This window comes from Aquabacterium sp. (genome assembly GCF_044226965.1).
Lineage (GTDB): Bacteria > Pseudomonadota > Gammaproteobacteria > Burkholderiales > Burkholderiaceae_C > Pseudaquabacterium.
The window spans coordinates 23,182-35,543 of sequence record NZ_JBGAGA010000040.1; the positions used below are offsets into that span (position 1 = coordinate 23,182).

9 protein-coding genes are annotated in these 12,362 nt (G+C 70.9%); 4 read left to right on the plus strand and 5 right to left on the minus strand.

Annotation, left to right across the window (positions count from 1 at the left end):
* The first annotated feature begins 44 nt into the window (after positions 1-44).
* Entirely contained in the window at positions 45-4,028 is a 3,984-nt protein-coding gene (locus ACILR4_RS17840) for a S8 family serine peptidase (protein ID WP_395702211.1), read from the plus strand.
* Between the two features lie 10 nt (positions 4,029-4,038).
* Here the strand turns inward: ACILR4_RS17840 and ACILR4_RS17845 are convergent, their stop codons facing one another.
* Positions 4,039-5,547: a diguanylate cyclase gene (locus ACILR4_RS17845; protein WP_395702212.1), complete on the minus strand. Its 1,509-nt coding sequence runs from the start codon at positions 5,545-5,547 to the stop codon at positions 4,039-4,041.
* 96 nt (positions 5,548-5,643) lie between these two features.
* On the minus strand, positions 5,644-6,663 hold the full coding sequence (locus ACILR4_RS17850) for a methionine synthase (RefSeq protein ID WP_395702213.1): 1,020 nt from the start codon (positions 6,661-6,663) through the stop codon (positions 5,644-5,646).
* A 113-nt stretch (positions 6,664-6,776) separates the two neighbouring features.
* On the opposite strand from ACILR4_RS17850, the gene ACILR4_RS17855 reads away from it, so the two are divergent.
* Together ACILR4_RS17855 and ACILR4_RS17860 are read left to right on the plus strand one after the other, a co-directional pair.
* The gene (locus ACILR4_RS17855; protein WP_395702214.1) at positions 6,777-8,159 is read left to right on the plus strand and encodes a peptidoglycan-binding protein; all 1,383 of its coding nucleotides are present in this window, start codon (positions 6,777-6,779) and stop codon (positions 8,157-8,159) included.
* Positions 8,160-8,190: 31 nt separating this feature from the next.
* Positions 8,191-8,469 (plus strand): hypothetical protein, encoded by a 279-nt coding sequence (locus tag ACILR4_RS17860; RefSeq protein ID WP_395702215.1) that lies wholly within the window; start codon positions 8,191-8,193, stop codon positions 8,467-8,469.
* Between the two features lie 4 nt (positions 8,470-8,473).
* On the opposite strand, the gene ACILR4_RS17865 is transcribed toward ACILR4_RS17860, so the two are convergent.
* Positions 8,474-8,794, minus strand: a complete 321-nt coding sequence (locus ACILR4_RS17865) for a hypothetical protein (protein ID WP_395702216.1) — start codon at positions 8,792-8,794, stop codon at positions 8,474-8,476.
* A 179-nt stretch (positions 8,795-8,973) separates the two neighbouring features.
* Between ACILR4_RS17865 and ACILR4_RS17870 the strand changes: the two genes are divergently transcribed.
* Positions 8,974-10,548, plus strand: a complete 1,575-nt coding sequence (locus ACILR4_RS17870) for a tol-pal system YbgF family protein (RefSeq protein WP_395702217.1) — start codon at positions 8,974-8,976, stop codon at positions 10,546-10,548.
* On the opposite strand, the gene ACILR4_RS17875 is transcribed toward ACILR4_RS17870, so the two are convergent.
* Both ACILR4_RS17875 and ACILR4_RS17880 read right to left on the minus strand, forming a co-directional pair.
* Complete coding sequence (locus ACILR4_RS17875; RefSeq protein WP_395702218.1) at positions 10,509-11,255, minus strand: ABC transporter ATP-binding protein; 747 nt, start codon at positions 11,253-11,255, stop codon at positions 10,509-10,511. The two genes, ACILR4_RS17870 and ACILR4_RS17875, sit on opposite strands and share 40 nt — an antisense overlap.
* Complete coding sequence (locus ACILR4_RS17880; protein ID WP_395702219.1) at positions 11,248-12,348, minus strand: ABC transporter permease; 1,101 nt, start codon at positions 12,346-12,348, stop codon at positions 11,248-11,250. Before ACILR4_RS17880 ends, ACILR4_RS17875 begins: the two co-directional genes overlap by 8 nt.
* Positions 12,349-12,362 lie beyond the last annotated feature (14 nt).

Here is a 12,362-nt window from a genome sequence, read left to right on the forward strand (position 1 = left end):
GCCATGCTGCGGGCCAGCGCTGAGCCCGCCACGAGGGAGGGTTCATGTCACGTTTGAACGGCTCGGCCAGCACGGCCGATGAACTCAGCCAGGGGATCGACAGCCCGTCAGACCTGGCGAGCTTCCGGCTTGATCTGGCCACGCTGGCGTTCGGCAGCCTGGCCGTTGACGATGAAGTCGATCTGTACGAGATCGACGCCTCGACGCCGGGCTACTACCGCATCACCCTGTCCAATGACGCGGCCAATGCCCCAGCCGACGACTGGACACTCGCGCAGTCCGAGCTGCTGATCGCCCTGTTCAGTCCCTATGGCTCCTACCAGGAGCGCTTTGGCGGGTCCGCCGCGCCCCCGGGAAGCGACGCGGTGCTCGGCTTCTGGCTGGGCAGCGGCGAAGACCTGCTGCTGGGGCTGGGCCTGGCGGAGCCCGGCGCAGCGAGCTACGTGCTCACGCTGGAGCGCACGGCCTACCCCGCTGCTGGCCTCGTGGTCACCGGCAGCAGCGGCCACGATGGCCTCAACGGAGGCCCCGGCAACGACAGCCTGCTGGGCCATGAAGGCGACGACCTGCTCAATGGGGGCGCGGGCGACGATCTGCTCGATGGCGGATCCGGCGACGACACCGCGGTATACCTGATGACCCCGGGCGCGGTCACGGTCAACCTGGCCGAACAGCGAGCGAGCGGTGCCGCTGGCAACGACCGCCTGCTGTCCATCGAGTCGGTCATCGGTTCACGCTACGACGACACGCTGATCGGCTCTGCCGAGGACAACGACATCCAGGGCAGCGGCGGCAACGACCGCATCGACGGTGGCGCAGGCCACGACAGCGCCATCTTCGACGGCAAGCGGGCTGACGCGACGTTCAGCGTCGATCCCGACACTGGTGAATTGCTGGTCAGGCTCTACGGCAGCACTGCGCGGCTGCGCAACGTCGAGACACTGGTCTTCGACGACGGCGAATTCGATGCCACCGCCTTCGGGGATCACAAAGCGCCCCAATTGCTGAGCTTCCCGGCGGGGGAGGCCAGCAGTGGTGGCGTTGCTCCCGACAATGCGACATTGACCTTCGGCTTCGACGAAGCGATCAAGGCCAGCAACGGCCGCATCCTGCTGCGCGACGATACCGGCAAGGTGGTGGCCAGTTTCGTCCCCGCGACCAGCAGCCAGGTGCGCATCGAAGGCCGGCAGGTGACCCTCGCGCCGGGCATGGCGCTCGAGAGCGGCACTCACTTCACCGTCGAGTTCGAGCCCGGGTCGGTCACGGACTTGAGCGGCAACCCCTTGGCCGCAACGCTCTCGCGTCCCTTCGTGACCCGCTCTTTGCCACTGCGCATCAGCGATGCCAGCGCCGAGGCGCTGGAGTCCGATGGTGTGCTGCACGTGCACCTCGACCTGGGCAACAAGCAGCTTTCACCCACCCCGGTCAGCTTCTACTTCAGCGGCTGGCAGATCGCCCGGCCGGGTGCGGACTTCCTGCTCGACACCAATGGGTGGACGCTGGTCGTGCCCGCGGGAACCCGCTCGTTCGACTGGACGATCCCGGTGGTCGACGACAACGCCGTCGAGGGCGATGAACAGATCACCGTGGCGCTGACGTACAGCATTTACCAGCCCGCCGCCAAGGTCACGCTGACGATCCACGACGATGACCTGATCCGACTCGGGCTGCTGCCCCAGGACCCGCTGGCCGCGCGGCAATGGCCACTCTTTCCGAATGTCGGCGCTGATGTGCTGCCGGCCTGGGCAGACGCCACCGGCAAGGGCGTGATCGTGGCCGTACTGGCCGATGGCATCGACGGGCAACATCCGGATCTGAGCGGCCGCGTCATCGACGCGTCAGGTCTTCCGGTGGCGACGACCGGCGCTGGGTCCGGCGCTCTGGGTACCCGTATGGCCGGCGTGGTGGCGGCAGGCCGCAACGGGTTGGGCACGGTCGGAGTGGCACCGGATGCCACACTGATGTCGCTGGTGCCCTACGGCGCCTGGAACGTGCAGCCCGCGGACGAGTTGGTCCAAGCGCTTCATGCCGCTCTGTCGGCAGACGTGCTGCTCAGCGGATGGGGTCGCTGGTCCCATTCCATCTTCGAGCCCACGATGAGTGGGTTCCTGATCAACTTCTCGAAGCCCGGCTGGTCGGCCATCGACCAGGCCCTGGACCGGTTGGGTGCCGAGGGCCGCGACGGGCGCGGCACCATCGTTGTCACAGGCGTCCCGCTTGGCGGCAAGAACCTCAATGTCAATCTGGACAACCTCGCCAACGACCGCCATGTAGTGATGGTCGGTGCGCTGGACCGCCTGCTCAACGTGGCTGGTACCAGTTCAGGATCGAACGTCCTGCTGGCCGCACCGACGGGCGGCCAGGCGGACGGCACCGACATCCGCACCACCGTGTCGAGCGCTGCCGGCACCGCGCTCTATGGCACAGACACCGCATCGGCCGCACCCACCGTGGCCGGTATTGTCGCGCTGATGCTGCAGGCCAATCCGATGCTGGGTTGGCGCGACCTCGAGAAGCTGCTCGCGTACTCGACACACCAAACCGACTACCACTACCCGATCCCCGAGCTGGGAATATCGCGGACCGAGTGGTCGATCAATGGCGCGGACGACTGGAACGGCGGCGGCCTGCACTACGACACCATCGGCGCGATCGGCTTTGGCATGGTCGATGCCCGTGCTGCCGTCCGTCTTGCCGAAAGCTGGCACGCCACGTCGCAGACCTCGGCCAACGAGCAGACCCTGCACCAGGACGCCGGGCGCATGACGCCGCTGAAACTTGCACCCTTCGGTTCGACGATCGATTCGCTGCTGGTGCAGGGCGCTACGCTGACGATCGAGCGGGTCGAGGTGACACTGCACCTGACCCATGCCACGCCAGGCAAGCTGAATGTCTGGCTCGAATCGCCATCAGGCACCCAAAGCGTCTTGTTGAGCGAAGCCGCCCTCGGTGTGCAGGACAGCTTTCTGGCCGGCGGGGCCAGTGTTGCGGGTCCGCAGATCGACTTCACGTTCTCGACCGTCCTCGATCTGGGCGAACAAGCGGACGGCCGCTGGACGCTGCACTTCCACGATAGCAGCAGCACCGGCGGCTCGCTCGCCGACTGGTCGCTGGACTTCTTCGGCGCTGCACCATCGACCGACAACACCTACGTCTTCACCGACGAGTTCGGGGCCGTGGCCGCCGCCGACCCGCTGCGCACGATCCTGACCGATCACGAGGGGGACGACACGCTGAACGCCGCGGCGACGACTTTGGGCGTGAAGATCGATCTCGCCCCGCTGGCGCGCAGCCAGATCGGCGGCGGCAGCCTGCAGATCTCCGGCGGCACGTCCATCGAACGGGCCTACGGCGGGGACGGCAACGACACGCTCGCCGGCAACGAGCTGGCCAACCAACTCAGCGGCGGCCGCGGCGACGACTTCCTGCAAGGTCGTGGCGGTCCCGACCTGATCGATGGCGGTGCGGGGGTGGACACGGCCGTGTTCGAGAAGGGCCGTGCCAACTACACCTGGCAACGCACCGATGACGGCTGGCGCGTGACCGACAAGGGCACCGGCACGGGCGTGAACGTCGACGAACTGCACAGCATCGAACGCCTGCAGTTTGCCGACCGAGGCCTGGCCTTCGACACGGCCGCCGACCAGCACGCCGGCCAGGTGGCGCAGATCCTGCGCGGGCTGTTCGGCAGTGCCTGGCTGCAGCGGGCCGACCTCGTGGGCATCGGCCTGAAGGCCCTGGATGGCGGCCTGAGCTACGACGAGCTCGTGGCCGCAGCGGTGGCCAGTCCGTTCTTCACGCTGCAGCCCGGCGGCAACAGCCATCGCGCCATCGTCGAACGCGTCTACCAGAACGTGGTCGGACACGCGGGGACGTCCGCGGAAATCGACCTTTTCACCGGCTGGCTGGACAGCGGCGCCTACAGCACCGCGGCACTCTGTGCGCTGGCCTGCCACTCGCCACTGAATGTTGGCAGCGCCACCTTGGTGGGTCTGGCGGACACCGGCTTCGAGTACATCCCGGCCTGAAGACGGTCATTCAGCCCACGCAGACCTGGTCGCGCCCGCGCCGCTTGGCCTCGTACAGCGCGGCATCGGCGCGGCGCATCAGCTCGATGCGGTCGTAGGGCGGCGCGCCCGCCAGGCCGATGCTCAGGGTGACGGGCTGGGCTTCGGGCAGGCCGGCCCAGCGCTGCTGCGCCAGGCGCTCGCGCAGCCGTTCGCAGATGTCCGCGGCGCGCTGCGTCGGCGTGTCGGCGAACACCGCGACGAACTCCTCGCCGCCCACGCGGGCCAGCGCATCGCCGGCGCGCATGTTCTCGCGCAGCAGCGGCGCCAGCGCCACCAGCACCTGGTCGCCCGCGGCATGGCCGTGGCGGTCGTTGATCTGCTTGAAGTGGTCCAGGTCCATCACCGCCACCACCAGCGGCTTGTGCTGGCGCTCGGCCTCGGCCAGCAGCTCGACGAAGCGGCGGTCCAGGTGGCGCCGGTTGCCCAGGCCGGTGAGCGGGTCGCGCTCGGCGCGCTCGGCCAGCTCGGTGGCCAGCGCGCGCTGGCGCCGCGCCTCGATCAACGCGTGCTCGGCCTCGCTGCGGGTGACGAAGAGCTGCGACTGCGCGCGCAGCTGCGCGGTGACGCGCCGGCGCTCCAGGTGCTCGGCCGCCTCGAAGTGCAGCAGGGCCTCGTGGTACAGGCCGAGCGCCCGGCAGGCCCGGTAGGCGGCCTGGTGGGCACGGATCACCGTCTGCGGCGGCGCGGCAGCATCCAGCGTCGCCAGCAGCGCCTGCATCGCCTGGCGCGCACCGGCCGCGTCGCCGCTGGCCAGCTGCCATTCGCCCAGTGTGCAGGCAATGCGCCACACATGCGCCTGGAAGCCGCGCTCACGCGCCTGCGTCAGCGCGGCCTGCAGCAGCGCGTGCGCCTCGTCGCGCTCGCCCAGGTGCAGCAGCACCTCGCCGAGGTTGCCGGTGATCGTCACCTCGTAGGCCGGGTCCGGCAACTGGCGCAGCAGCTCGCGCGCCTGCAGCGCGAACAGGCGCGCGCGCTCGAGCACCGCGCGCTGCGCGGCGGCGTCCTCGACATCGCGCAGGCGGTGGAACACGCCGATCGTGATGGCGCACAGCCCGTTCAGCGCCACCATGCGCTCGCGCAGCGGCGCCTGCAGCCCGGGCGTGGCCAGGGCCTCGGCCAGCACCCGCTCGGCCTGCCAGGCATCGCCCAGGCGCTCCAGCGCAACGCCGAGCGCGAAGGCCGCCTGCAGCAGCGGCCCGGGCGCGCCCTCGCGCGCCGCCAGGTCGCCCAGGGCCTGCGCCGATTCGATCGCAACATCGAAATGCGCCGATTCGCAGGCGCTCAGCACCAGCACGTACAGCAGGTCGCGGCGCTCGGTGTCCCGCCCGGCGGCGGCCAGCCGCGCCAGCAGCGCCGGGGCCTGCTGCACGACCTCGGCGTACTGCCCGCTGCGGAACAGGCCCATCAGCTGCGCCAGCGGCGCGCTCGGGTCGGGCCCCTCCGCGGCGTCCGATGGCGGCAGCAAGGCGGTGTTCATCGCTCAGGGGACAGGCCGGGACTTCACCTCGGTATTGTCGGCCGCGCCGGCCCGGGCTGTACGGCCGGCCATGCAGCCCCGCGGCGAGCCGCGCCTTCAGCCGTAGCGCGCGTCGGCCAGCGCCGCGCCCGCGGCCAGCGCACGCAGCTTGGCCTCGGCCACCTGCCGGTTCATCGGCGCCATGCCGCAGTTGGTGCAGGCGATCAGCCGTTCGCGCGGCACGTGCTGCAGCGCGCGGCCGATGGTGTCGGCCACTTCCTCGGGCGTTTCCACCACGTCGCTGGCGACGTCGATCACGCCGACCATCACCTCGGTGTCCTTCAGCAGCGCCATCAGCTCGGGCGGCACGCGCGAGTGGATGCACTCCAGGCTCACCTGGTCGATGCGGCTGGCCGCCAGCGCGGGCAGGATCTGCTCGTACTGGCGCCATTCCTCGCCCAGCGTCTTCTTCCAGGCCAGGTTGGCCTCGATGCCGTAGCCGTAGCAGATGTGCACGGCGGTCGTGCAGCGCAGGCCCTCGGCCGCACGCTCGAGCGCCCGCACGCCCCAGTCGGCGGCCTCGGCCATGTAGACATTGAAGGCCGGCTCGTCGAACTGCACGATGTCCACGCCATCGGCTTCCAGCGCGCGCGCCTCCTGGTTCAGCAGCTCGGCAAAGGCGAAGGCCAGCTTGACGCGGTCGCCGTAGTGGCGGTCGGCCACGGTGTCGACGATGGTCATCGGGCCCGGCAAGGTGAACTTGATGCGCCGCGGCGTGTGCGCGCGCAGCAGCCGCGCCTCGGCCTCGTGCACGCGGCCGGTCAGCGACAGCGGCCCCACCACCTGCGGCACCATGGCCTTGTAGCGGTCGTTGCGGATGCCCATCTCGACCTTGTGCTCGAAGTCGATGCCGGCCACCTTCTCGAGGAAGCCGTGCACGAAGTGCTGGCGCGACTGCTCGCCGTCGCCGATGACCGACAGGCCGGCGTCCTCCTGCGTCTTGATCCACAGCAGCGTGGCGTCGAGCTTGGCCTGCGCCAGTGCCTCGCCGCTGGCCTGCCACTTCGGCCACAGGGTCTGGGTCTCGGCCAGCCAGGCGGGCTTGGGCAGGCTGCCGGCAACGGCGGTGCGGAACATTGCGAACTGTCCTTCCGATGGATGAGCTGGCCCAGCGTAGCGCAGTGCGCCGGCCTCCGGCCACAGGGTAAGCTGCAATCGGCTTTCTTCGCCCGCGAGCAGGTGCGTTCCCGATGGCCGGTTCGAGCAAGCCCGGGCCCCTGGCGGCCCACCACGATCCCGCCGCGTCGCTGAACGACGGGACGATGGCACGCCTGCGCATGCCCGCTCCGGGCATCACGCACCAGGGCAGCGTGGCGGCGTGGCCGGCTTCCGCAGGGCCGCCGCGCGTGTTCCGCACGCCGGCCCGCAGGCCTTCGCTGGCCCGTGCCTACCCGCGGCTGGCCGAGGGCAGCAGCGGCAGCGCGGTGGTTCTTCTGCAGCGGCGGATCAACCTGCTGGCCGCGCCGGCGCCCTTGCTGGTGCTCGACGGCCTGTTCGGCCCGCTGACTCGGCGTGCGGTACAGGACTTCCAGCGGACGCACCAGCTGGCCGCCGATGGTGTGGTCGGGCCCAAGACCTGGTTCCACCTCTGCCGCGACGAAGCCAGCGCCGCGGCGCAGGCGGCATGGCAGGCGGCTGCACTGGTAGCGGCCACCCAGGCTGTGGCCACCCGGACAGCAGCCAGCACGCCGGAGTCGCTGCTGCTGGCCGCGCTGCCACCCGCGGCCGAAACCGTGGCGGACTGGCCGCTGGAGCGCAAGTTCGCCGAAGCGCTGCGCCGCACCGCGCCCAAGCTGCCCTCGCACCTGCAGCATGAATTCCTCGCGCTGCTCAGCCCCAAGAGCCTGGGCATCATGGCCGGCACGCTGGTGGTGTGGGCCGGCTCGCATGCCTTCGGCGTTGGCGAGGCGGTGGACATCCTGCTGCTGATCGGCGGCATCGCGATGCTGGGCATGGCGGCCTTCGACGTCGCCGGCGAGATCGGCAGCTTCCTGAGCCTCGCCGCCGGCGCCACCACGCCGGCAGAACTCGACGAAGCGGCCGGGCACCTGGCCCGCGCGATCGCAGTGATCGGCGTGGCGGCCTTCATCGCGCTGCTGGTCAGGGTCGCGCGCGGCCGCATCGGCCGCGGCAAGCCGCCGCCGGAGGCGCCGCCAGAGCCGCCGGCGTCGAAGAGCCGACCCACCCGGCCGGTGGAGCCGCTTGAACCCGTGGAGCCTCCGCCCCGGCCCAAGCCGCCGCCCGAAGAGCCGGCGCCGAAGGACCTGCCGCCGCTGCGGCAAGCGTATGTCGACGAGGTGGCTCGCCTGCGCAGCAAGGGACAGGCCATGCTCGACGCCGGGCAGTCGCCGGAAGAAGTCGCTCGCGCGCTGCATGCGGAGCGTCGCGCCATCGGAGAGAAGTACAAGTCGCTGACGCCACCGGAAAAGCTGGCGGAGATCTATCAGCGCAACCTCGACAGGTACGGTGACAAACTGGGACCCACCGTGGACTGGCTGCGCGAGCAAGGCAAGACCTGGGAACAGATCATCGAATCCGCTGGCCGCGCCGGGGGCAAGGATCTCGGCTTCTGAGTGGGCCCGCCTTCTACCGGAGAATCGTGCCATGGCGCTGGACAACGATGCCACCGTGACCACGCGGGTGCTGGGCGACGAGTTCGACGACGCGCTGCGTGTGCGCGTGCTGGCGGTGCTGCGCTCGCTGGGCGCCACCTCGCCGAATGCGGCGGCTTGGGCGCTGGGCGGCTCTCAGGAACTCGAGTCGATGGACTTCCAGCTCAGGGGCTGTCCGATGCGGCTGGAAGCTGAAACATACGTCGGCCTGAGCCTCACCGGGCCGGCGGCCCTGGTGTCGCTGATTCAGCAGCAACTCACCCAGGGCTGAACGCTCACCGCGCCGCCGAAGCAGGCGCCGCCGGCAACAGCAGCACATCCGCCTGCCCGCCGACGCAGCCGCTGGCCTGGCCCGGCGGGCAGGGCAGCGAGGAGGACGCCGGCGGCGCCGGCGGAAACACCCGCGGATGGCCGCCCGGCCGGAACAGCAGCAGCAGCCACAGCGTCACCACGGTGACCAGCGCCACCGCGACGATCGCCAGCCGCTGGCGCCGCGTCACCGGCCGGAACTCGGACACCAGGTCGTCCAGCAAGGGCAGGGTGCCAGGGGGCGGACCTTGCCTCACGGTCTTGGGGCGTTTGAACAGGCCGAACATCGTGTCGTCGTGGGGTGGGCCATGGCATTGCACCACAGCCCGGTCACGGCGCGGCCGGGGCGCTACCGAGGCGCGACGGGCAGGACGCCTGGCCACGCAGGTCCCGCGTTATGCTGCGCCACCCCAGCAGTCAGGACGCCGGCATGCGACCGGCGACTGCAGACCCCCGGGAGGACCGAATGAGCGACACCCTGGCCGGCGACACCGACGCCGATCTGCCGTCGCGTGCGCCGTCGCCGGCCGCGCGCATCGCGCCTTTCTGGCAGCGCCTGCCCTTCTTCCTGGCCTTCCCGCTGCGGCCGGGGCCGCTGGTGTTCCTGGTCTGCCTCACCGCCGCCGGCGCGCTGGCCGGGCTGGTGTTCGGCGCCTTCGGCCTGCTGTTCAAGGGCACGCTGGTGTACCTGGGGCTGCGCTACGGCTTCAACGTGCTGGAGCTGTTCGCCAAGGGCCGCTTCGAAGGCGAATCGCCCGACTACACGCTGTGGGGTCCCGAGAAGCGCCCGGCCAAGCTGGGCCTGGTGGTGGTGCTGTACGTGCTGATCGGCGGCGCGCTCGGCAATGCGCTGGTCGATGCCCGCATCGCGCGCGACCCGCAGGTGCAGGACCGCATCGTGCAGCGCTACCGCGCGACCCATGCCGGCGAGCTGGCCGAGATGGCGCGCGCCATGGCCGAACCGCAGGAGGCGGCGGCGGCCGAACCCGGCCCGAGCCGGACCGAGATCCTGGCGTCCTATCGCCCGACGTACGCGGACCCGCTGTGGTACCGCGTGCTGCCGGCCTGGTACTGGGCGGTGATGGCGGCGTTGAGCCTGCTGCTGCCCTCGGCCACCATCGTCATCGCGCTGGAGGACGCGTTCTTCCGCGCGCTGAACCCGGCGCAGATGCTGTTCTTCATACGCAAGATGGGCGGCGCCTACTTCGCGCTGTGGGGCTTCTTCATCGCGATCGCCGGCATGCGCCAGCTGGTGCTCAGTGCCGGCGCCAGCCTGCCGGCACCGCTGCGCTTCGCGCTCGAGCTGGGCCTGGCCAGCTACCTCGGCCTGGTGCTGTGCGCGCTGCTGGGCTATGCGCTGTACCAGTACCACCGCGAAATCAACATGGCGGTGGAGGTCGACTTCGCCGCCCACCACCGCGCCGGTGGCGCGCAAGGCATCGCGCGTGCCGGCAACACCCATGCCGCGCTGCGCCAGGCCGAGCCCAAGGACCCGTTCGAGCGCCGCGTACACGCGCTGGTGCACGAAGGCCGCATCGCCGACGCCATCGACGTGGTGAAGGACGAGATGCGCTACGCCCGGCTCGACCCGAAGCTCAACACGCAGCTGCACCGGCTGCATGCGCGCCAGGGCGACAACGACGCCACGCTGCGCCACGGCCAGCAATGGCTGGCCGCGCTGGGCCAGGCCGGCCAGTCGCGCGAGACGCTGGCCGCGCTGCGCACGCTGCAGGCCCTCGACCCCGACTTCACGCCGCAGGACGGCCATGCGGTGCTGGAGGCCGCCAACGCCGCCAGCAAGCAGGGCGAGCATGCGCTGGCGGTCAAGCTGCTGCAGGGCTTCGACAGGCGCTTCCCGGAACACCCCGCCATTCCCGCGGCCTTCTTCCTCGGCGCGCGCCTGATGAGCGAATACGCACGCCAGCACGACAAGGCGCAGAAGATCCTGCGCGCGCTGCTGGCGCGCTACCCGGACCACGCGCTGGCCGGCGAGGTGCAGACCTACCTGACGGTGCTGGAGAAGACGCTGGCCAGGCCCTGAGGCGGCGCCGGCCGCAGCCGCTCGCGGTCGTCGGCCACGCAAACACCGTCGCGCAGCGCAATGCGCCGCTGCAGCGCCGCCGCCACCTCGGGGTTGTGGCTGGCCACCAGCACCAGCGCGCCTTCGGCCCGGGCCTGGGTGATCAGCAGCTCCACCACGCGCTGGCCGTTGCGGCTGTCCAGGCTGCCGGTGGGCTCGTCGGCCAGCACGATGGCCGGCCGGTTCGCCAACGCCCGCGCCACCGCGGCGCGCTGGCGCTCGCCGCCGGACACATGGCGCGGCAGGAAGCCCGCGCGCGGCGCCAGCCCCACGGCCTGCAGCAGTTCGGCCGCACGGTCGCGCCGCGCCGCACGCGGCAGGCCCAGCGCCAGCATCGGCGCCTCGACGTTTTCCTGCAGCGTCATCGTCGGCACCATGTGGTGGTACTGGAACACGAAGCCCAGGTGGCGCGCGCGGAACGCGCTGGCCTGGCGCACGCGGGCCAGGTCCTGCCCGCCGATCAGGATGCGGCCGCGGTCCGGCTGGTCGAGAAGGCCGATCAGCGACAGCAGCGTGCTCTTGCCGCAGCCCGACGGGCCGGTCAGCGCGAGGGTCTCGCCGGCCGAGGCGCTGAACGACACGCCGTCCAGCGCCTGCACGTCGCCGTCGGCAAAGCGGCGGCTCACGCCTTCGACGCGCAGCAGCGGCGAACCGGTGGCCTCATTCATGGCGCAGCGCCGCCAGCGGCTGCAGGCGCAGCACCACCAGCGCCGGCCACAGCAGCGCGGCCAGCGCGACCCCCAGCGCCATCAGCAGCGACAGGCCGACCAGCGTGAAGGACAGGTCGACCGGTATCCAGCCGAAGCCCACCGAGGGCAGGCGGTTCACCGCATGCAGGATGCCGATCGCGAAGCCATCGCCGAGCAGGCCGCCCAGCAGGCACAGCAGCAGGCTCTCGGCCAGCAACATGCGCAGCACCATCGCGGGGGTCCAGCCCACCGTCATCAGGATGCCGATCTCGCGCGTGCGCTCGGCCACCGCCATCAGCATCGTGTTCGTCAGCACGACGCAGGTGCCGAAGATCGCGATCACCGAGATCGTGCCGACGAAGGCGCGCACGATGCGGATCAGCCGCAGGCTGCCCGACAGCTCGGTGCCGGGCACCGCCTTCAGCGCCGGGTAACGCGCGTTGACCTGGCGCATCACCTCGTCGGTGGAGCGGCCCAGGCCCACGTGCAGCGCGGCCAGCGTGTAGTGGCTGGCGGCACCATCGCGTGCCAGCAGGCGCCGCGCCTGGTCCAGGTCGGTCAGCAGCGCGCTGTCGAAGATGCGGCTGCCGGTGCGGAAGATGCCGGTGATGCGGAAATCGCGCCCACCCACCTGCACCGTCTGCCCCGGCGACAGCCCCAGGCGTTGCGCGCCGAGCTCGCCGATCAGCACCTGCGCCTGGCCCGGCACGAAGGGCTCGCCCCGCACCAGCGGTATGCGGCGCACGAAACGCCCCTGCGCACCAACGATCAGCGCATAGGGATTCCAGGCCTCGTTGAGCGTGCCCATCAGCAGCGGCGAGAGGTCTTCGCCGAACTCGGCCACCAGCTGGTCCATCAGCGGCCCGGGCACGCGCGAGGACATCGGCGAGGTGGCGCGCCGCTCGCTGATGACGAGCTCGGCGCGGTAGCTGGCCACCGCGCCATCGATCTGCGACTGCAGGTCGCTCGTGATCGCGGTGATCGCGGTGAACAGCGCGATGCCGCTGGCGATGCCGATCACCGTCATCAGGCTGCGGCCGCGCGCCCGCAGCACATTGCGCAGGAAGATCATGCGGCGAGCCCCGG

Coding starts and splice junctions, on each gene's coding strand:
- ACILR4_RS17880 (WP_395702219.1), bottom strand. CDS start 12,348: ATGATCTTCCTGCGCAATGTGCTGCGGGCGCGCGGCCGCAGCCTGATG.
- ACILR4_RS17845 (WP_395702212.1), bottom strand. CDS start 5,547: ATGAACACCGCCTTGCTGCCGCCATCGGACGCCGCGGAGGGGCCCGAC.
- ACILR4_RS17855 (WP_395702214.1), top strand. CDS start 6,777: ATGGCCGGTTCGAGCAAGCCCGGGCCCCTGGCGGCCCACCACGATCCC.
- ACILR4_RS17870 (WP_395702217.1), top strand. CDS start 8,974: ATGAGCGACACCCTGGCCGGCGACACCGACGCCGATCTGCCGTCGCGT.
- ACILR4_RS17840 (WP_395702211.1), top strand. CDS start 45: ATGTCACGTTTGAACGGCTCGGCCAGCACGGCCGATGAACTCAGCCAG.
- ACILR4_RS17865 (WP_395702216.1), bottom strand. CDS start 8,794: ATGTTCGGCCTGTTCAAACGCCCCAAGACCGTGAGGCAAGGTCCGCCC.
- ACILR4_RS17850 (WP_395702213.1), bottom strand. CDS start 6,663: ATGTTCCGCACCGCCGTTGCCGGCAGCCTGCCCAAGCCCGCCTGGCTG.
- ACILR4_RS17875 (WP_395702218.1), bottom strand. CDS start 11,255: ATGAATGAGGCCACCGGTTCGCCGCTGCTGCGCGTCGAAGGCGTGAGC.
- ACILR4_RS17860 (WP_395702215.1), top strand. CDS start 8,191: ATGGCGCTGGACAACGATGCCACCGTGACCACGCGGGTGCTGGGCGAC.